General features: G+C 63.9%; 16 protein-coding genes. 11 read left to right on the top strand and 5 right to left on the bottom strand.

Annotated features, from left to right (window positions below):
• Positions 1 to 88 precede the first annotated feature (88 nt).
• Positions 89 to 829, top strand: a complete 741-nt coding sequence (locus UB31_RS33370) for an SDR family oxidoreductase (protein ID WP_045013867.1) — start codon at positions 89 to 91, stop codon at positions 827 to 829.
• A gap of 195 nt (positions 830 to 1,024) precedes the next feature.
• Here the strand turns inward: UB31_RS33370 and UB31_RS33365 are convergent, their stop codons facing one another.
• A complete protein-coding gene (locus tag UB31_RS33365) occupies positions 1,025 to 2,356 on the bottom strand; it encodes a dicarboxylate/amino acid:cation symporter (protein WP_045013866.1) in 1,332 nt (443 codons plus the stop codon).
• A gap of 140 nt (positions 2,357 to 2,496) precedes the next feature.
• Between UB31_RS33365 and UB31_RS33360 the strand changes: the two genes are divergently transcribed.
• Together UB31_RS33360 and UB31_RS33355 are read left to right on the top strand one after the other, a co-directional pair.
• Entirely contained in the window at positions 2,497 to 3,849 is a 1,353-nt protein-coding gene (locus UB31_RS33360; RefSeq protein WP_045013865.1) for a solute carrier family 23 protein, read from the top strand.
• A gap of 54 nt (positions 3,850 to 3,903) precedes the next feature.
• Entirely contained in the window at positions 3,904 to 4,740 is an 837-nt protein-coding gene (locus UB31_RS33355; protein WP_045013864.1) for an SDR family oxidoreductase, read from the top strand.
• A gap of 48 nt (positions 4,741 to 4,788) precedes the next feature.
• Here UB31_RS33355 and UB31_RS33350 read toward each other — a convergent pair whose 3' ends face one another.
• Positions 4,789 to 5,049, bottom strand: coding sequence for a DUF1488 family protein (locus tag UB31_RS33350; RefSeq protein WP_045002683.1), 261 nt, complete (start codon positions 5,047 to 5,049; stop codon positions 4,789 to 4,791).
• Positions 5,050 to 5,452: 403 nt separating this feature from the next.
• Here UB31_RS33350 and UB31_RS33345 point away from each other — a divergent pair, with 403 nt between their 5' ends.
• The 3 genes from UB31_RS33345 to UB31_RS33335 are packed head-to-tail and all read left to right on the top strand — an operon-like array spanning position 5,453 to position 7,034.
• The gene (locus UB31_RS33345; protein WP_156175658.1) at positions 5,453 to 5,788 is read left to right on the top strand and encodes a hypothetical protein; all 336 of its coding nucleotides are present in this window, start codon (positions 5,453 to 5,455) and stop codon (positions 5,786 to 5,788) included.
• Between the two features lie 11 nt (positions 5,789 to 5,799).
• Complete coding sequence (locus UB31_RS33340) at positions 5,800 to 6,579, top strand: sensor histidine kinase (protein ID WP_045013862.1); 780 nt, start codon at positions 5,800 to 5,802, stop codon at positions 6,577 to 6,579.
• A 50-nt stretch (positions 6,580 to 6,629) separates the two neighbouring features.
• The gene (locus tag UB31_RS33335) at positions 6,630 to 7,034 is read left to right on the top strand and encodes a hypothetical protein (RefSeq protein ID WP_045013861.1); all 405 of its coding nucleotides are present in this window, start codon (positions 6,630 to 6,632) and stop codon (positions 7,032 to 7,034) included.
• Between the two features lie 104 nt (positions 7,035 to 7,138).
• On the opposite strand, the gene UB31_RS33330 is transcribed toward UB31_RS33335, so the two are convergent.
• A complete protein-coding gene (locus UB31_RS33330; RefSeq protein ID WP_045013860.1) occupies positions 7,139 to 8,209 on the bottom strand; it encodes an autotransporter adhesin in 1,071 nt (356 codons plus the stop codon).
• A 325-nt stretch (positions 8,210 to 8,534) separates the two neighbouring features.
• On the opposite strand from UB31_RS33330, the gene UB31_RS33325 reads away from it, so the two are divergent.
• The 4 genes from UB31_RS33325 to UB31_RS33310 all read left to right on the top strand — a co-directional run bounded on the left by UB31_RS33325 (position 8,535) and on the right by UB31_RS33310 (position 13,973).
• Positions 8,535 to 9,146 carry a hypothetical protein gene (locus tag UB31_RS33325; protein ID WP_045013944.1) on the top strand — a complete coding sequence of 204 codons (612 nt, stop codon included), beginning with the start codon at positions 8,535 to 8,537 and terminating at the stop codon, positions 9,144 to 9,146.
• 137 nt (positions 9,147 to 9,283) lie between these two features.
• Entirely contained in the window at positions 9,284 to 10,105 is an 822-nt protein-coding gene (locus UB31_RS33320; RefSeq protein ID WP_045013943.1) for an NAD-dependent protein deacetylase, read from the top strand.
• A gap of 122 nt (positions 10,106 to 10,227) precedes the next feature.
• The gene (locus UB31_RS33315) at positions 10,228 to 12,312 is read left to right on the top strand and encodes a hydantoinase/oxoprolinase family protein (protein ID WP_045013859.1); all 2,085 of its coding nucleotides are present in this window, start codon (positions 10,228 to 10,230) and stop codon (positions 12,310 to 12,312) included.
• Positions 12,313 to 12,314: 2 nt separating this feature from the next.
• Positions 12,315 to 13,973, top strand: a complete 1,659-nt coding sequence (locus UB31_RS33310) for a hydantoinase B/oxoprolinase family protein (protein WP_045013858.1) — start codon at positions 12,315 to 12,317, stop codon at positions 13,971 to 13,973.
• Positions 13,974 to 14,032: 59 nt separating this feature from the next.
• Here the strand turns inward: UB31_RS33310 and UB31_RS33305 are convergent, their stop codons facing one another.
• Positions 14,033 to 14,677, bottom strand: a complete 645-nt coding sequence (locus UB31_RS33305) for a glutathione binding-like protein (RefSeq protein ID WP_045013857.1) — start codon at positions 14,675 to 14,677, stop codon at positions 14,033 to 14,035.
• A gap of 101 nt (positions 14,678 to 14,778) precedes the next feature.
• On the opposite strand from UB31_RS33305, the gene UB31_RS33300 reads away from it, so the two are divergent.
• Positions 14,779 to 15,459, top strand: coding sequence for a TetR/AcrR family transcriptional regulator (locus UB31_RS33300; protein ID WP_045013856.1), 681 nt, complete (start codon positions 14,779 to 14,781; stop codon positions 15,457 to 15,459).
• A 136-nt stretch (positions 15,460 to 15,595) separates the two neighbouring features.
• On the opposite strand, the gene UB31_RS33295 is transcribed toward UB31_RS33300, so the two are convergent.
• Positions 15,596 to 17,563, bottom strand: coding sequence for a methyl-accepting chemotaxis protein (locus UB31_RS33295; RefSeq protein ID WP_045013855.1), 1,968 nt, complete (start codon positions 17,561 to 17,563; stop codon positions 15,596 to 15,598).
• Positions 17,564 to 17,627: the final 64 nt, after the last annotated feature.

The following is a 17,627-nucleotide window of genomic DNA, read 5'->3' as shown; positions in this document are numbered from 1 at the left end:
CGGCCGGTGGCTGATTATCTTTCGCCCCAAAAGGGGCAAATCATCCCGTGTCAGCCGCAGGCAGCGGCCCGGAACCACGGAGAAGGCAATGTCCAACGCAAGCAAAAAGGTCGCTGTTGTCACCGGTGGCTCGCGCGGCATCGGCGCCGCGATCGCCGAACGGCTCGCCGCCGACGGTTTTGCGGTCGTCATCAACTATGCCGGCGGCACGGCTGAAGCGGAGGCATTGGCCGGCAAGATCGCGCAGGCCGGCGGCAGGGCCATCACCGCGCAGGCCGACGTCAGCGATCCGGCCGCTGTGGCGCGCATGTTCGACGCCGCGGAGTTGGCGTTTGGTGGTGTCGATGTGCTCGTCAACAATGCCGGAATCATGCGGCTGGCGGCGCTTGTGGACGCCGACGATGCCGTCTTCGACAGCCAGATCGCCATCAACCTGAAGGGCACCTTCAACACGCTGCGCGAGGCCGCCCGCCGGCTGCGCAATGGTGGTCGCATCGTCAATTTGTCGTCGAGCCAGGCCGGGATTCTGTCTCCGACTTACGGCGTCTATGCCGCCACCAAGGCGGCGGTCGAAGCCTTGACGCATGTGCTCGCCAAGGAGCTGCGTGGCCGCAACATCACCGTGAACGCCGTGGCGCCGGGACCGACCGCCACAAAGCTGTTCCTCGATGGCAAGTCGGAAGAATTGATCGATCGTCTTGCCAAGCTCGCGCCGCTGGAGCGGCTCGGTCAGCCCACGGATGTCGCTGCCGCGGTTGCGTTCCTCGCCGGTCCCGACGGCGGCTGGATCAACGGCCAGGTGCTGCGTCCCAATGGCGGAATCATCTGATCACACCTCTCGGATATATTTCAAAAACCCGACGCTCTGCCCCCAGCGCGTCGGGTGGAATGAATGAGCATCAATCGGTGATCCCAACGCCGTCTTTGTGACGCGTGCTGCACGGTTTTTCCATTCCGGGAAACTACCGCAACGGAACCGGTCACACTGTCTCGCTCCCTCTCCACGCTCAAGGGCGGCGAGAGGTTAAGACGCACTGCCGCCCGGTTCGAGCGACTCGCCGATCTCCAGCGGATGCGCCATGGTCTCGTGCAGCGCGTCGCGGTCGAGCTCGCCCTCGGAAATGCTGATCACGACGCAGGCGACGCCGTTGCCGATCAGGTTGGTCAGCGCGCGGCACTCGCTCATGAACTTGTCGATGCCGACCAGGATCGCGATCGACTGGATCGGAATATCAGGCACGATCGAGAGCGTCGCGGCGAGGGTGATGAAGCCGGCGCCGGTCACGCCGGAGGCGCCCTTCGAGGTGATCATGGCGATGCCCAGAATGCCGAGCTCCTGCCAGATCGTCAGATGGGTGTTGGTCGCCTGCGCCAGGAACAGCGTCGCCAGCGTCATGTAGATATTGGTGCCGTCGAGGTTGAAGCTATAGCCGGTCGGGATGACGAGCCCGACCACCGAGCGCGAGGCGCCGAGATGCTCCATCTTCTGGATCATCTGCGGCAGCACCGTTTCCGACGACGAGGTGCCGAGCACGATCAGGAGCTCGTCCTTGATGTAGGCGATGAAGCGCAGGATCGAGAAGCCGGCGAGCCGCGCGATCGAACCCAGCACGATCAGCACGAACAGGACGCTGGTGAGGTAGAACGTACCGATCAGCGCGACAAGGTTGAGCAACGAGCCGAGGCCATAGGCGCCGACTGTGAACGCCATCGCACCGAAGGCGCCGATCGGGGCCACGCGCACGATGAGCTTGATAATGCCGAAGAACATTTTTGCGGCCTTGTCGACGGCGTCCGCGATCGGCTCGCCGGTCTTGCCGAGCAGCGCAATGGCAAAACCGGAAAGGATCGAGATCAGCAGCACCTGGAGCAGGTCGCCACGCGCGATCGCGCCCACATAGCTGTCGGGGATGATCGCCATCAGGTGAGCGACAATGCCTTGCTCCTTGGCCTGGGTGACATAGGTCGCAACCGACTTCGGATCGATCGTGGCGGGATCGATGTTGAAGCCGTTGCCGGGCTGGAGTATTTCGCCGACCAACAGGCCCATCGCGAGCGCGACGGTCGAGACCATCTCGAAATAGATCAGCGACTTCAGCCCGACCCGGCCGACGCGCTTGAGGTCGCCCATCGAGGAGATGCCATGCACCACGGTGCAGAAGATCACCGGCGCGATCATCATCTTGATCAGCGCGATGAAGCCGTCGCCGAGCGGCTTCAGTTCCTTGCCGAGATCGGGATAGAAGTAGCCGACGAGCACACCGAGTGCGATCGCGATCAGGACCTGGATGTAGAGGATCTTGTACCAGGGCTGGTGCCGGCGCTGGACGGCTGGTTGGATCGCGACTTGTGTCATAGTGTATGCCCCGGAACGCATTGATTTTGCAGAATTTGGATCTCACATGATTTGCATCATGTGATGGTCGCTGCAGAAGCGACAATCACATTTTTGTCTGTTTGCACGAAGATTGATCGCTGCACTGCAACGGGGGGAACATGTCGACAGCAACCGGCTCCGAAGGGCGGGCGCAAGACCGTTCTTCAAAAGGTTATTTTCCACGTTGGAAACTGAAGACCTCCGGCGTGATCATGCCGGAGGAGCGGCTGTCATGGGGCCAGACCGTCGTCTCCGGTCTCCAGCATTGCGTCGCAATGTCGGGTTCGACGATCATCGCGCCGCTGCTGATGGGGTTCGATCCCAATGTTGCGGTCCTGTTCTCCGGCGTCGGCACACTGATCTTCTTCGTCATCGTCGCGGGGCGCGTGCCGAGCTATCTCGGCTCGAGCTTCGCGTTCATCGCGGTCGTCATCGCCGCCACCGGTTATGCCGGGCATGGGCCGAATCCGAACCTGTCAGTAGGGCTCGGCGGCATCGTCGGAGCCGGCGTAGTGTACGGCGTGATCGCGCTGATTGTGATGTGGTCGGGCGTGGGCTGGGTCGAGAGGCTGCTGCCGCCGGCCGTTACCGGCGCTGTGGTCGCCGCGATCGGCCTCAACCTCGCACCCGTGGCGGTCAAGGCGGTGAGCGCCGGTGCGTTCGACACCTGGATCGGGCTTGCGACGGTTCTGATCATCGGCATGGTTGCCGTTGCCCATCACGGTCTGTGGCGCCGCCTGCCGATCATTCTCGGCGCGATCGGCGGATATCTTTTGGTCTTGCTGTTCGCGAACGGCCTCGGCTTCGGCACGCCGATTGACTTCACGCAACTCTCGGCCGCGCCGTGGCTCGGCCTGCCGAACTTCACTGCGCCGAGCTTCCATGTCGATGCAATTGTCCTGATCGCGCCGGTCGCGATCATTCTCGTCGCCGAGAACCTCGGTCATATCAAGGCCGTTGGTGCCATGACGGGCCGGAGCCTTGATGGCTATCTCGGCCGTGCCCTGCTCGCCGACAGTCTTGCGACGATCGTGGCGGCCTGCGGCGGCGGCACCGGCGTCACCACCTATGCCGAGAACATCGGCGTCATGGCGGCGACCAAGGTCTATTCGACTTTGCTGTTTGCCTTCGCGGCCATTGTGTCGATCCTGCTCGGCTTCTCGCCGAAATTCGGCGCGCTGATCTTGTCGATCCCCGGTCCCGTCATTGGAGGCCTCTCGATCGTGCTGTTCGGGTTGATCGCGGCGATGGCTGGCCGGATCTGGGTCGAGAACAAGGTCGACTTTGCAAATCCGGCGAACCTGATCACCGTCGCGGTGGCGCTCACCGCGGGTGCCGGCGATCTCACGCTCAAATTCGGCGCGTTCACGATCGGCGGCATCGGCACCGCGACCTTCGGCGCCATCATCCTCTATCAGATCCTGACCTCGCCGCTCGCGCGTCGCGCCGAGGGAATCCCAGGGATGCGATAAGGGATGGAACAAAACGCGCCTTCCGCCGATGATGAGGCACTCCGGAGAAAACCCATGACGCAGACCGATCGTTCGACCCTGTTTCCCTCGCGCCTGGTTGGCCAATACGCGCTGGTGACCGGCGCCTCGCAAGGCATCGGGCGCGCCGTTGCCATCCGGCTCGCCCAGGAAGGCGCGACCGTTGCCATCAATTATTTCGGCCATCCCGAGAAGGCCGAGGAGACTCTCGCGCTCGCTCGCACCGCATCGAGCGACCGTGGCCACGGCAAGCTCGATCATGTCATCGTCAAGGCCGATGTCGGGGTCGAAACCGAGATCGCCGCGATGTTCGACACGATCCTGGCGCGCTGGAAGCGCCTCGACTGCCTGGTCAACAATGCCGGCTTCCAGCGGGAATCGCCGAGCGATGCGCTCGACGTTGAAACCTATCGCCGCATCATCGACGTCAATCTCAACGGCGCCGTGATCTGCGCGCAGAAGGCGCTGGCGCATTTCGTCGCGCGCGGCGGAGGCGGCAGCATCATCAACTGCTCGAGCGTCCACCAGATCATTCCGAAGCCCGGCTATCTCGCCTATGCGATCAGCAAGGGCGGCATGGCCAATCTGACGCGCACGCTGGCGCTGGAATTCGCCGGCCGCGGCATTCGCGTCAACGCGGTAGGCCCCGGCGCAATCGACACGCCGATCAATGCGGCCTGGACCGGCGACGCCGACAAGCGCGGCGTCGTCACCAGCCACATTCCGCTCGGTCGCGTCGGAACGCCGGAAGAGATCGCCGCCGTGTTCGCCTTTCTTGCCTCGGACGATGCGAGCTACATCACCGGCCAGACCATCTATGCCTGCGGCGGCCTGACGCTGTTTCCCGAGTTCCGGGAGAACTGGGCGAGCTAGGGCGTGAACTTAATGGTGGATTGCTCACGCTACGCCCGAGCGGATCGCTCAAAAATCTCCCGCGACCAAATTGTAAGAGCCCCTGCTGCCGCGGACATACGCCTTGGCAGCGGCGGCACATATCAGGTCGCGATGGGAATCAAACGCGTTCAGAAAGCCCAATTCGTTGGAAGCACCATCCGGCTGGAGTCGCTTCAAGGCACCTTCCTCTATGAAAAATGAGGCCTCGATGGCGCTGTCGTGTCCCCAAAACCGCACGGCGCGTCGTGTTCGATCATAGGAGCGGCTGTGATTTGGAAAATCAATCATGGTTCGGACCGATCAATTTGCAGGTGCCACGCGCCGGCTTTACGCCGTTTGAACCAGGGCACGTTGGGTGGCGAAACTCGGCTTGCGTAGGTCAAGACCACAGACGCTTCGTCGAGACGCCGACAAAATCTGGCGCCGGAAAGCCCTTCGGCGAAGGATAGAGACGGTGGAATGAAGCGGTTGCGCTTGCTTCAAATGATGATTTGGCAACCGGGTTATAACCCGGTTCGATGCTTATCGTGACAAATAGTTTCTACCGGGCCTCGCTATTCGGCGGAAGGTGACCATATCGAGGGCATCACCGCGCGCCCCTCGGCTGTTATCGGTGACTGTGAGCTTTGCGCTCCCGCCGCGACCAAGAGGCGGCCTTTATGTCGGATTCCCCTGGATTCAATCTTCGCGCGTGGCTCGTACCTCCGGTATTGCTGCCCGCCTTCTTTGTGCTGTTGGTCGTCGCTTCATTGCTGATCCAATGGTAGTCGGTTTCGGCGCGCCGTCGCCGTCGGATCAGGCAGGCACCTCATTGGACCCAGTCCAGTCGTTTTTGGCTTGCGAGCTCAATTCCAAGGCGATCGACGCCCTCGGTAGAGCTCGCGAGATGCCGTCAGGAGACAAGCGCGCGGCGGCCATGCGCAGCGCCGCGATCCTTGGAAACGCCGCCGAAATTCTCGCGTATTTCTCGGCAACGAAGCAACGCAAGCAAAATGATGATGCCGCTGACCGGCAGCAACCGAGGTGATATAGTCGCCAATGCTCGAAATCGATCTCCGTACCGGCCAGCACCCCGGCGGCACAGAATCGTACGAGGACGCTCTGGCGGCAGAGAATGTAAGCTTGCGGCTTCTCCTCGCCCAGGCCGAAATCAATACGAGTGATCTGCTTGCCAGGGCGGGCATCGACGCCAGAGAGCGAGAGACGTCCGACAAGCTGCAGAAATTGATGCTTGAGGAGCTGCACCATCGCGTCAAGAATACACTTGCGACCGTTTCGGCCATCGTCTCGCAGAGCCTGCGTAGCGTGCAGGGCGCAGACCACGCGCAGCAGGCCATCGAGGGCCGGCTATTGGCACTCGGCCGGGCACACGATCTCCTCTTGCAGACAAGATGGGCCAACGCGGATCTCGGTGCGGTCGTCCGCAGCGCCATTGAAGCTTTCGATGATCGCAATGAGCCGAAGTTCTCGATTTCAGGACCCGATATCCGGATCAATTCGGGTGCGGTGATCGCCGTCGCGATGACGCTCAACGAGCTTTGCACGAACGCCACGAAATATGGCGCCTTTTCGGTCCCAAAGGGGCGTGTCGATCTCCACTGGACGGTCGATCAGCAGACGCAACGTTTGCACCTGACCTGGACCGAGAAGGATGGTCCGTTGATCCAGCCGCCCGCAAAGCGCAGCTTCGGAACGAAATTGATCGAGACGCTTGGCCGTCAACTCCAGGGCAACGTGCAATTGACCTATGCGGAGCGGGGCTTCGCGTACAGGTTCGACGTTCCACAGGTTTCTCTGAGCGTCCCGACGCCGGCATAGTCTGCAAGTGGCAGGTTGGGTACGCGGAGAGTTTCAACGAAGGAGGCCGCATGTTTAAGTTCTTACAGTATCGTGCAAAAGCGGCCGCGTACGGCGAACTGGCCAGGAGTTCGTCCGGCAAGGACGATACCCGCAAATTTGAGAAACTACAGGACAGCCTCGTATCGCGCGCGGACAACGAGCAGGTCCTTGCGGAGAACTACGTGGATGCAGTCAACGCCGGGGAGGCGGAGCGTTCGCGCGGTGCAGCCCTGATCGCGGAAGAAGAGCATGTCTTGCGGTGTCTCGGCGCGGCCATCATCATGCAATGGAATTCCTTGCCGACGACGCTTCAGCGGGAGATTTTCGACACCGCCGGGTCGGTGGGAACGTTGCTCGAGACAGCGGCGCTCCGCGGGCAGCTTGCCCGGTTTCTTCACAAGCACAAGCATGACGTCGGTCCCCACAAGGTCTGACGGGTGATGCGCAGGCGCGTCCGTCAGTCATTCTGCGCCCGTGAGGTGCATTCCGATCTCCCCGGAGCCTCCCCGCCTGCCTTCGTGACGCCTTCGCTCGTGCGTTAGAACTCGCCACCGAGGCCCAGATAGGCGGTGTGCTCCGTGCCCCCGCCATTGCCGTAGCCGCCGACCACGCTGAGCGGCATGGCGGTGTTGAGCCGATGGGCGAAGCCGAAACCGAAGCCGCCTTCGCCGTGATAGACCGAGCCACGCATCTGCCAGGTGGTCTTGCCCGGTGCCGACGGCATCGGGGCGCTGGCGGTCGCAACAGCCGCCGCGATGCCACGGCGTGCCTCTGTTTGGTTATTCCAGATCTGTGACTGCAGCCCGGAGAGCTGCGATTGGAAGCCCGAGGACATGCTGCTCAGCTGGCTCATGTTGACGGCGTCCGTCGCATTGATGCCGGCGGCGACGTTGGTCAGCCGGCGCTCATTGCCGGCCGTGCCGAACGACACCGTGTTGGGAGCGCTCGCCACCGAATTTGCGCCAATCGCGACCGAGTTTGACCCCAGCGCCTGCGCCCCGGCTCCAAAAGCACTCGCAGTCGCGCCGTTGGCAACGCTATTTGCGCCCATAGCCGTTGCGTTGATTCCAATCGCCTGGCTGGAAGAGCCCGTTGCGGTTGCGTTGTCGCCGGTCGCCTTGCTGAGGACGCCCGTCGCGGTTGCGTTCAGGCCGGTCGCATTGCTGAAAAAGCCGGTCGCAGTCGCGTTGTCGCCGATCGCGCTAGCCTGGCTGCCGAGTGCGGTGGCGTCGGCTCCAGTGGCCACCGTGTTGCCGCCGATTGCCGTGGCGATCAAGCCGGTTGCGTGGCTGAACTGACCGATCGCCGTGGCAGCAGAGCCGTCTGCGTTGGCCTGTTCACCGTAGGCTGCTGCAGCATTGCCGTTCGTAGAGGCAAGGCTTCCCACCGCAGTCGCGTTACCGGCAGGGCCGTTGTTCACGCCACCACCCGCGGCGTAGTCGGCGGCCGCTGCCTCACCGACCGCCAGTAGCGGGGCCGCCGCGGCCGCGAGGACGAAACTTGCGGATATCAAGCGGTGGACGAAGGTCGCGAGGCGCGGTCCGCGCCGCGCGCCCTTGAGTTCAGGAAGACGTGCATCGTTCAGTCCGCCAAGCAACCGGAATGACATTGTTTAAGCGCCCCATTCATTATTGACGCCAACGTGAGGAAAGCACGCCAATGGTGCATCAACCGTTGGGTTGAGGGCGTCTCGATACCACCATGCGACCGTTGGTTTTCCGCCAGGTGTTGCAGAATTGCTGGCGCCATTCCTGATGCATTCCCGCAACAGCCCGACGAAAAGCGGCTGCCAGCGACCGGCAATGCTGCGACTTCAGCCGAACGGTTGATGTTCAGCCCGTCGCCCTGGCCCACATTCGCAGCGGCGAGAATATGCCGATGAAACAGGGAACTGCCGCATATTCGGCAATCGGCTGCTCGGAAGAATGGTTCGCATGACGCTGCGTTGGGTGAGTGCGGGCCTCGGGCTTGTGATTCTCGGGCTGCTGATCCTGGGCGTGGTGACGACCTCCGCGCAGCAGACGCCGCCGCAGCAGCAACAGATGCCGCAGCAGCAGGCGGCACCAAAGCCCGCCAACATCGACCGCAATGGCGTGCTCATGCTGATACGGTCGACGCTGCTCGCGCTCGACCAGGCCAACAAGACCGGCAACTATACCGTGCTGCGCGATCTCGGTGCCCCCGGCTTTCAGGTCAACAACGCCGCGCGGCTTGCTGAAATTTTCGCCAAGCAGCGCGGCGACAAGCTCGACCTCTCCGGCGTTACCGTCATCGATCCGCAATTGTCACTGCTGCCGCAGATCGAGCCGAACGGTCTGTTGCATATGGCCGGATTTTTTCCATCGGTGCCGTCGCAGGTGAATTTCGAATTGTTGTTTGCGCCGGTCGAAGGACAATGGCGCGTGTTCGGCGTGTCGCTGTCGGTCGGCCAATCCGCCCCGGTGGCACCTGCCGCGCCCGAGTCTCCTCAAGGCAAGGCGGTGGTCTCGCAGAAGCAGGCTGCGCCGCCGAAACCGGGCGTGCCTTCCAAACAGCCAACGCAATGATCGGAATGCAAGGGTGATGCGGATGTCTCAAAGAGACGGTCGATCCCGATTTCACTTCGCGAATCTGATCGCCGGCTTCGAACCGCCTGAGCGCGCCTGATCTGGCAAAAGTGGCCGGCACAGACTACATCTGCGCCATGACAAATGCTCCGCTGGCAAACCACCCGCTCCAGGATTTCGTCGACCGGCACGAGCGTCTGTTCGTGCTGACCGGCGCCGGTTGCAGCACCAATTCGGGCATTCCCGACTATCGCGACAGCCACGGCAACTGGAAGCGAACCCAGCCGGTCAACTTCCAGGCCTTCATGTCGGAAGAACATACGAGGCAACGCTATTGGGCGCGCAGCCTGATCGGCTGGCGGCGGTTCGGCCAGGCCCGGCCGAACGATGCGCATCATGCGCTCGCTCGTATCGAGGCCAACGGTCGCTGCGAGATGCTGCTGACCCAGAACGTCGACCGGCTGCATCAATCCGCCGGCCACCGGCAGGTGATTGATCTGCACGGCCGGCTCGATCTTGTCCGCTGCATGGGATGCGGCCGCAAGACGCCGCGCAACGAATTTCAGGAGACGCTTGGCAGCGCCAATGCCGAATGGCTGACGCTCGATGCCGCGGATGCGCCGGATGGCGACGCCGATCTGGAGCATGCGGATTTCTCGTCCTTCAATGTGCCGGCCTGCGAGTCCTGCGGCGGCATCCTCAAGCCCGACGTCGTGTTCTTCGGCGAGAACGTGCCGCGCGACATCGTCGCCACCGCGCAGGATCATCTGGCGCAGGCCGATGCCATGCTGATCGTCGGCTCATCGCTGATGGTCTATTCCGGATTCCGCTTCGTGCAGGCTGCCGCGCAGCGGCAGATCCCGATCGCGGCGGTCAATCTCGGGCGCACCCGTGCCGACGATCTTCTGACGCTCAAGGTCGAAGAGCGCTGCGAAGCGGCGCTGGCATTCCTGCTCTGAGCGCGGCGAACTGCACTCCCTCTACCGCATAGGTGCCACGCGCTTCACCATCGGCGCTGTCGCTGGTATGAAAATTGCTGCGGTTTTTGCGCAATTTGACGATCAGCACGGAGAGTTTTGGAATGCTTGAGGGAGCCGAGGTACGGCTTGCCGTCGATATCGGCGGCACGTTCACGGATATCGTGCTGGACATGGGTGAGGTGCGTAAGACGCGCAAGCTGCTGACGACGCCGGCGCGGCCCGAAGAAGCGGTGCTGGATGGGATGCGTCTCATCCTCGCCGATGTGCGCGCCCATATCAGCGACATCGACGTCTTCATTCACGGCACCACGCTCGCGACCAACGCCATCATCGAGCGGCGCGGCGCGAAAACGGCGCTGATCGCGACCGACGGTTTCCGCGACGTGCTCGATATCGGCACCGAGAGCCGCTACGACCAATACGACCTCAGCATCGACAAGCCGCGGCCGCTGGCGCCGCGCAATCTGCGCTTCACCGTGCCCGAGCGCATCGATGCGCACGGCGCCGTCCGCCTCGCGCTCGACGAAGCCGCGGTGCGCGCACTCGCGCCGAAATTGCGTGCGCTGAAGGTCGAGAGCGTCGCGATCGCCTTCCTGCATTCCTACGCCAATCCCGAGCATGAGCGGCGCGCGGCCGCGATCATCAGTGAGGAGATGCCCGGCATCTCCGTGACGGTGTCCTCGGCCGTGTGTCCTGAGATCCGCGAATATGAGCGCACCTCCACGGCGGTCGCCAACGCCTATGTGCAGCCGCTGATCGACGGCTATCTCGCCCGCATGGCCGATGCCTTGCAGGTCGAGCAGTACCGCGGCGCCATCTATCTCGTCACCTCCGGCGGCGGCGTCACCTCGATCGAGACCGCGCGGCGCTTTCCGGTGCGCCTCGTCGAATCCGGTCCGGCTGGCGGCGCCATTTTCGCAGCGCAGATCGCGGCGCGTCTCGGCGAGAGCAAGGTTCTTTCGTTCGACATGGGCGGCACCACGGCCAAGATCTGCCTGATCGAAAAATATCAGCCCGAGACCTCGCGCGTGTTCGAGGTCGATCGCGCGGCGCGCTTCCTGAAAGGCTCCGGCCTGCCGGTCCGCATTCCCGTGATCGAGATGGTCGAGATCGGCGCCGGCGGCGGTTCGATCGCGCATGTCGATGCGATGAAGCGCGTTACCGTCGGTCCCGAGAGTGCTTCGTCCGAGCCGGGGCCTGCCTGCTATGGCCGCGGCGGCCTGCGGCCGGCCGTGACCGATGCTGACGTTGCCCTCGGCATGATCGATCCCGATGACTTTGCGGGTGGCACGATCAAGCTCAATCCGGAGCTTTCGAAGCAGGCGCTGCTGCGTGCCGTCGGCGAGCCGCTGGGCCTGTCGGCAGAAACCGCGGCCTATGCCGTGCATGAGGTCGTCTGCGAGAACATGGCGAGTGCCGCGCGCGTGCATGCGGTCGAGCGTGGCGCGGTGGTCGGCCAGCATACGCTGATCGCGTTCGGTGGTGCGGCACCGCTGCATGCGGCGCGTGTTGCCGAGAAGATCGGCGTCTCTCGGGTGATCGTGCCGTCGAATGCCGGTGTCGGCTCGGCCGTGGGATTCCTCGCGGCTCCCATCGCCTATGAGCTGGTGCGCAGCCGTCACGTCCGGCTCGACGATTTCGATACCGATGCCGTCTCCGACCTGCTTCAGGAGATGGCGACCGAGGCCCGTGCGCTGGTCGAGCCCGGTGCCGCCGGTGCACCGGTGCGCGAGCGTCGTGCCGCCTTCATGCGCTATGTCGGCCAGGGCCATGAGATCTCAATCGAGCTGCCGAACCGGCGGCTGACGACGGCTGATCTCGCCGGCCTGCGCCAGAAGTTCGAGGCGGACTACTCCACGATGTTCGAGCGCGCCATTCCGGGCGCTGCGGTCGAAGTCTTGAGCTGGTCGGTGCTCGCCACGACGGACGCGCGCAATCCGTCTGTCGTCGCGGCTGTCACGCGCAAGCCTGCGGCCAAGGCATCCGGCAGCCGAAAGTTTTTCGACGGCCGGGCGGGCGAGGTGATCGAGATCCCGCTCTATCGCCGCGAGGACATGGCGCCGGGCGCGACCATCGCCGGCCCCGCCGTGATCGCCGAGGACGAGACGTCTACTTTCGTCTCCAACAGTTTTGATGCCCATATCGACGGTGCCGGCAGCATCGTCATGGAACGGAAGGCGGCCTGATCATGAGCAAGGCAAGCGGCGCGAGCCTGATCGACCTCCAGATCATGTGGCACCGGCTGATCGCCGTGGTCGAGGAGCAGGCGCAGGTGCTGTTGCGCACCGCCTTCAGCCCGATTGTGCGCGAATGCGGCGACCTCTCCGCCGGCGTGTTCGACCTCAAGGGCCGGATGCTGGCGCAGGCGGTGACGGGCACGCCCGGCCACGTCAACTCGATGGCGGAATCGGTCAAGCTCTTCATCGCGCATTTTCCGATCGAGACGATGAAGGAGGGCGATGCCTACATCACCAACGATCCCTGGATGGGTACCGGCCATCTCAACGATTTCGTCGTCACCACGCCCTGCTTCAAGGACGGCAAGCCGGTCGCGCTGTTCTCCTGCACCAGCCATCTGATGGACATCGGCGGCATCGGCTTCGGGCCTGATGCCACCGACGTGTTCATGGAGGGGCTCTACATCCCCATGCTGAAGCTGATCGACCAGGGCGTCGTCAACGAGACGCTGATGGCAATGATCCGCACCAACACCCGGCTGCCGATCGACACCGAGGGCGACACCTATTCGCTCGCCGGCTGCAATGACGTCGGCTGCGAGCGCCTGGTCGAGATGATGACCGAGTTCGAGATCGACACGCTCGATACGCTCGGCGATTACATCTGTGACCGCTCGCGCGAGGCGGTGCTGGCCGAGATCGCAAAACTACCGAAGGGCAGCTGGCGCAACAGCATGGTCGTCGACGGCTATGATACGCCGGTGACGCTGGCTGCGACGCTGACGATTTCGGATACGGGCATTCACGTCGACTTCGACGGCACCTCAGCCGCCTCGAAGTTCGGCATCAACGTGCCGTTGTCCTACACCACGGCCTACACCGTGTTCGGCCTCGGCTGTGTCGTTGCCTCGCAGATCCCGAACAATGCCGGCTCGCTGTCGCCGCTGACGGTGTCGGCCCCTTCGGGCGCGATCCTCAATGCGCCGAAGCCGGCGCCGGTGGCGTCGCGTCACATCGTCGGCCAGATGCTGCCCGACGTCGTGTTCGGCTGCCTGCGCCAGATCATTCCCGAGCGCGTGCCGGCGGAAGGCACGTCCTGCCTGTGGAATCTCAACGTGCGCGGCCAGACGCGCTCGGGCGCCGGCGGCAATTACGGATTCTCGATGGCGGTGACCTCCAATGGCGGCACCGGCGCGCGCTTTGCGAAGGACGGGCTGTCGGCGACCGCCTATCCCAGCGGCGTGCGCGGCACGCCGGTCGAAATCGCGGAAACGCAGACGCCGCTGATCTTCTGGCGCAAGGAGCTGCGTCCGGATTCCGGCGGAGCAGGGCGCACCCGCGGCGGCCTCGGCCAGATCATCGAGGTCGGCAGCGGCGTCGATGCGCCGTTCGACATTTTGGCGGCGTTCGACCGCATCGATCATCCGCCGCGCGGCCGCGATGGCGGCCGGAACGGCGAGGCCGGCTATGTCGGCCTGAAGTCCGGAAAGAAGCTGCGCGGCAAAGGCTTTCAGCAGGTGCCGCCGGACGACCGTCTGGTGGTGATGACGCCGGGCGGTGCCGGTATCGGGGCTCCGACCGAGCGCGATCGCGCCGCCATCAAGGACGATGTCGAGAGCGGCTTGGTGTCGGCCGATAACGCGTCCGCCATCTACGGGCATGCGCGCTGACGAAGTTTTGGAATGTCGTCCCGGCTTCGTTAGCCGGGACGACATGTTTCGCGTAACGCTTACGCCGCCGCCTTCTTCCGCACCTGCTCGGCCTTGTACAGCTCGAACTCTTCCGCGATCGCCTTGGCGACCGAGGGCCGTTGGCGCAGCCGCTCGTAATAGGCCTTCAGGTTCGGCCATTTCGCGAGCTCGATCGGCGGTGTCGCCATGGTCCAGTTGATGACCGTGACGAGATAGGCATCGGCGACGGTGAAGTGATCGAGCAGGAACTCGCGCCCCTTCAGGTGGTTCTCGACATAGTCGAGCCGCGACAGGTTCTTCTCTAGCGCGTAGGCCTTTGTCTCCTGCGGCGCCTTGCGGTCGAGCACGGGGATGAACAGCCCCTTGTGCAGCTCGGTGCCGATGAAGCACAGCCATTGATGCAGCCGCGTGCGGTCGATGCCAGCGCCGGTGCCGAGGCCCGATTGCGGAAAGCGGTCGGCGACATATTGCAGGATCGCCGCGTTCTCGGTCAGCACCACGCCCTCATCGGTGCGCAGCGCCGGCACCAGGCCGATCGGGTTGATGGCACGGAAGTCGGCGCCGTCCTTCAGCACGGTCTTTGTCGGGGAATCGACTTCGAGATAGTTCGCCTCCGCGCCAGCTTCATAAAGCGCGATGCGCGTCGCCATCGAACAGGCGAGCGGCTGGAAATAAAGATCCATCTGTAGCCTCCTTGGGCAATTCTTGGGTTCGCTCAACCTGGCCAGATTGATTTTTGTACCATCTTGCATAGTATGCGGGTGGTCAAGGATTAATTTGCGAAATGGTACATAAATCAAAACCGCCAGATGCTGCCAACCAGCCGAAGCGCCGCGGCCGTCCGCGCGCCTACGAGCCTGAAATTGCGCTCGGCAAGGCGCTCGATCTGTTCCGCAAGCAGGGCTTTGCCGCAACCTCGCTCGATGATCTCAGCGAAGCCACCGGCATGAACCGGCCGAGCCTTTATGGTGCCTTCGGCGACAAGCGCGAGCTCTACATCAAGAGCTATCAGCGCTACCGCGAAGATGCGCGCGCCTCGATGGTCGCAATCTTCCGCGAGGAGATGCCGGTGCGCGAGCGGCTCGTGCGCATCTATGCCTCCGCGCTGAACATCTATCTCTCAGGCGAAACCGGCCCGCGCGGCTGTTTTACCGTGGTGACGGCGGCGTCCGAAGCGGTCGGCGATCCCGACATTCGCGCGATGGTGCTCGAAGGTCTCTCAGAGCTCGACAAGGCTTTTGCAAGTTGCTTCCGCCGCGCCAAGGAGAAAGGCGAGCTGCCGGAGAGCGCCGATCCCGCCGTGCTGGCGCAGCTCGCCTCCGCCACCATCCACACCATCGCGATCCGCTCCCGCGCGCGCGTGCCGCGGAAGGAGCTGGAGGCGATCGTGAAGGGTGCGATCGATGTGATGGTGGGGGCGAGGGGTAACCCCCGCTGTCGTCCCGGCGAAGGCCGGGACCCATAACCACAGGGAGTAGTTTGGCGAAGACTCTCAGTTAAGCGTTCGGCTTGACTTGCACCGCGCGCCATCGATGGATCACGCGGTATGGGTCCCGGCCTGCGCCGGGACGACACCGAGAGTGAGGCGCTAGCCTCGCTACCTACGCCGCGCGAATATGCGCGAGGAAACGGTCGACCTCGTCGCGCAGCCGCTGCGACTGCTTGGACAGTTCGACCGCCGATCCCAGCACTTCTTCCGCCGCCGTGCCCGTGGCCGCTATGCCCGCGGTGACGCCTGAGATGTTTTGCGAGACTTCGCCCGTACGCGCGGCCGCCTGCTGGACGTTCTGCGCGATCTCCTGCGTGGCCGCGCCCTGCTGGCCGACGGCCGCCGCGATCGCGGCCGAGATTTCGTCGACTTGCTGGATCGTTGCGCAGATCGACTGGATGCCTTCGACTGCGCCGGTCGTCTCGCCTTGCACGGCCGTCACCTGCGCGCCGATTTCTTCCGTCGCCTTCGCGGTCTGCGTCGCCAGCGCCTTCACCTCTGAGGCCACCACAGCAAAGCCGCGGCCGGCCTCGCCGGCGCGGGCCGCCTCGATCGTCGCATTCAGCGCCAGCAGATTGGTCTGCCCCGCGATGCCATTGATGAAGGAGACGACGTCGCCGATTTTTTGCGCCGCATCCGCCAGGCTCTGCACGCGTGCATTCGACTGCCGCCCGTCGCTCGCGGCCTTGCCCACCACCTCGGTCGCATGCGCGAGCCTTCGGCTGATCTCGGTCATCGAGGACGACAGCTCCTCGGCCGCGGCTGCCACCGTCTGCACGTTTTCCGAAGCCAGCGCCGAGGCCGATGACACTGTGCGCGTCTGCTGCCGCGACTGCTCGACGATGGCTGACATCGAGCGCGCGGTGTGCTCCATCTCGACTGCGGCGGACGACACCGTGGTGACGACGTCGCGGATGCTCGCTTCGAAATTGTCGGCGAGTGCCGCAAAGGCGCGCCGCTTCTCCGCTTCGGACTGCGCCTTGGCCTCCAGCTGCTCGGCCTGGAGCTTGCTGAAGTTTTGCGCATTGTCGCGGAACACCGCGACCGCCTTTACCATCGCGCCGACCTCGTCATTCGCCTGGCTCACGGGAACGGCGACGTCGAGGTTGCCGTCCGCGAGTTCGCGCATGACGGATGTAAGGGACAGGATCGGCCGCGAGATGCTGCGAGCGATGAGATAGCCGACGATTGCCGCCATGATCAGCCCGAGCGCGGCGATCCCGATCGAAAGCCACCAGGCGCGGTCGGCGGACGCCTCATAGTCGGCATTGTCCATCACCAGCTCGACCGCGCCGAGCGGCTTGCCGGAAAAGTCCTTGATCGGCCCGAGCAGCGCGGCGACCGGCGTGCCGTCGAGCCTGGCCTGCTTCACCGTGAAGCTGCCCTCGGCGGCGCGGCCGTAATCGGCCGCATCGAAGAAGCTCTTGCCCTTCAGCGTGCCGCCGAACAGCTTGAAGCCACTGCCGTCGAAAAGCTGGAAGGCAATGTCGACATGGCGGCTGGCCTTGAAGTCGTCGAGGAAGGGCTGGCCGAAGGTCAGGCCGAATTCGACGCTGCCGAGATGCTTGTCGCCTTGCGCGATCGGCGCCACACCGCGGATACCGAGCCCGGCCAACCCGCCTTCGAGGCCGACCACGACCTTGCGCTCCTGGTTGGCGACCACGACGGTCTTGCGAAAGCTCGAGAGGTCGTCGCCGAATTTCGCCGCCTGGTGCACGCGCAAGAAGGACGTCGCCGGCGGGATGTGGAACTGGAACTGGTCGACACCGTACTCCGACTTGGTGGCGGCAAACACGGGCCCGAACAGGCGCATCAGCGCCTCGCGATCCTGCTTCGCCATCGCCTCCTGCGCCGCCGGCATGGCCGCGACCACGGCGCTCATTGCGGCGGCGCGGCGGGATTCCTCGGCGATGCGTGATTGCAGGGCGTCGTAATGGCTGCGCAGCTCGCGCTGGTCGGCGCGGTCGATGATCCCCGCGATGATCCACATCGCGCCCAGCACGGCAATCAGCGCGGTCGCGGCCGCCGTCACCGCCAGCGCAACCGTGATTCGCATCCTGAGGCCGAGCGTCGCGCGCATGTCCGACTCGTTCTTTGAGCGTTGGTTAACAACGCCTATCAACTTCTCGCTAAGAGACGGTGAA

It is taken from the genome of Bradyrhizobium sp. LTSP849, assembly GCF_000938255.1.
In the GTDB taxonomy this organism is placed as follows: Bacteria; Pseudomonadota; Alphaproteobacteria; order Rhizobiales; family Xanthobacteraceae; genus Bradyrhizobium.
The sequence above is the reverse complement of the archived record's forward strand: the minus strand, read 5'-3'. Positions and strand labels throughout refer to the sequence as shown.

Coding starts and splice junctions, on each gene's coding strand:
- UB31_RS33365 (WP_045013866.1), bottom strand. CDS start 2,356: ATGACACAAGTCGCGATCCAACCAGCCGTCCAGCGCCGGCACCAGCCC.
- UB31_RS33315 (WP_045013859.1), top strand. CDS start 10,228: ATGCTTGAGGGAGCCGAGGTACGGCTTGCCGTCGATATCGGCGGCACG.
- UB31_RS33320 (WP_045013943.1), top strand. CDS start 9,284: ATGACAAATGCTCCGCTGGCAAACCACCCGCTCCAGGATTTCGTCGAC.
- UB31_RS33370 (WP_045013867.1), top strand. CDS start 89: ATGTCCAACGCAAGCAAAAAGGTCGCTGTTGTCACCGGTGGCTCGCGC.
- UB31_RS33355 (WP_045013864.1), top strand. CDS start 3,904: ATGACGCAGACCGATCGTTCGACCCTGTTTCCCTCGCGCCTGGTTGGC.
- UB31_RS33295 (WP_045013855.1), bottom strand. CDS start 17,563: ATGCGCGCGACGCTCGGCCTCAGGATGCGAATCACGGTTGCGCTGGCG.
- UB31_RS33350 (WP_045002683.1), bottom strand. CDS start 5,049: ATGATTGATTTTCCAAATCACAGCCGCTCCTATGATCGAACACGACGC.
- UB31_RS33340 (WP_045013862.1), top strand. CDS start 5,800: ATGCTCGAAATCGATCTCCGTACCGGCCAGCACCCCGGCGGCACAGAA.
- UB31_RS33300 (WP_045013856.1), top strand. CDS start 14,779: ATGGTACATAAATCAAAACCGCCAGATGCTGCCAACCAGCCGAAGCGC.
- UB31_RS33310 (WP_045013858.1), top strand. CDS start 12,315: ATGAGCAAGGCAAGCGGCGCGAGCCTGATCGACCTCCAGATCATGTGG.
- UB31_RS33360 (WP_045013865.1), top strand. CDS start 2,497: ATGTCGACAGCAACCGGCTCCGAAGGGCGGGCGCAAGACCGTTCTTCA.
- UB31_RS33305 (WP_045013857.1), bottom strand. CDS start 14,677: ATGGATCTTTATTTCCAGCCGCTCGCCTGTTCGATGGCGACGCGCATC.
- UB31_RS33330 (WP_045013860.1), bottom strand. CDS start 8,209: ATGTCATTCCGGTTGCTTGGCGGACTGAACGATGCACGTCTTCCTGAA.
- UB31_RS33325 (WP_045013944.1), top strand. CDS start 8,535: ATGACGCTGCGTTGGGTGAGTGCGGGCCTCGGGCTTGTGATTCTCGGG.
- UB31_RS33335 (WP_045013861.1), top strand. CDS start 6,630: ATGTTTAAGTTCTTACAGTATCGTGCAAAAGCGGCCGCGTACGGCGAA.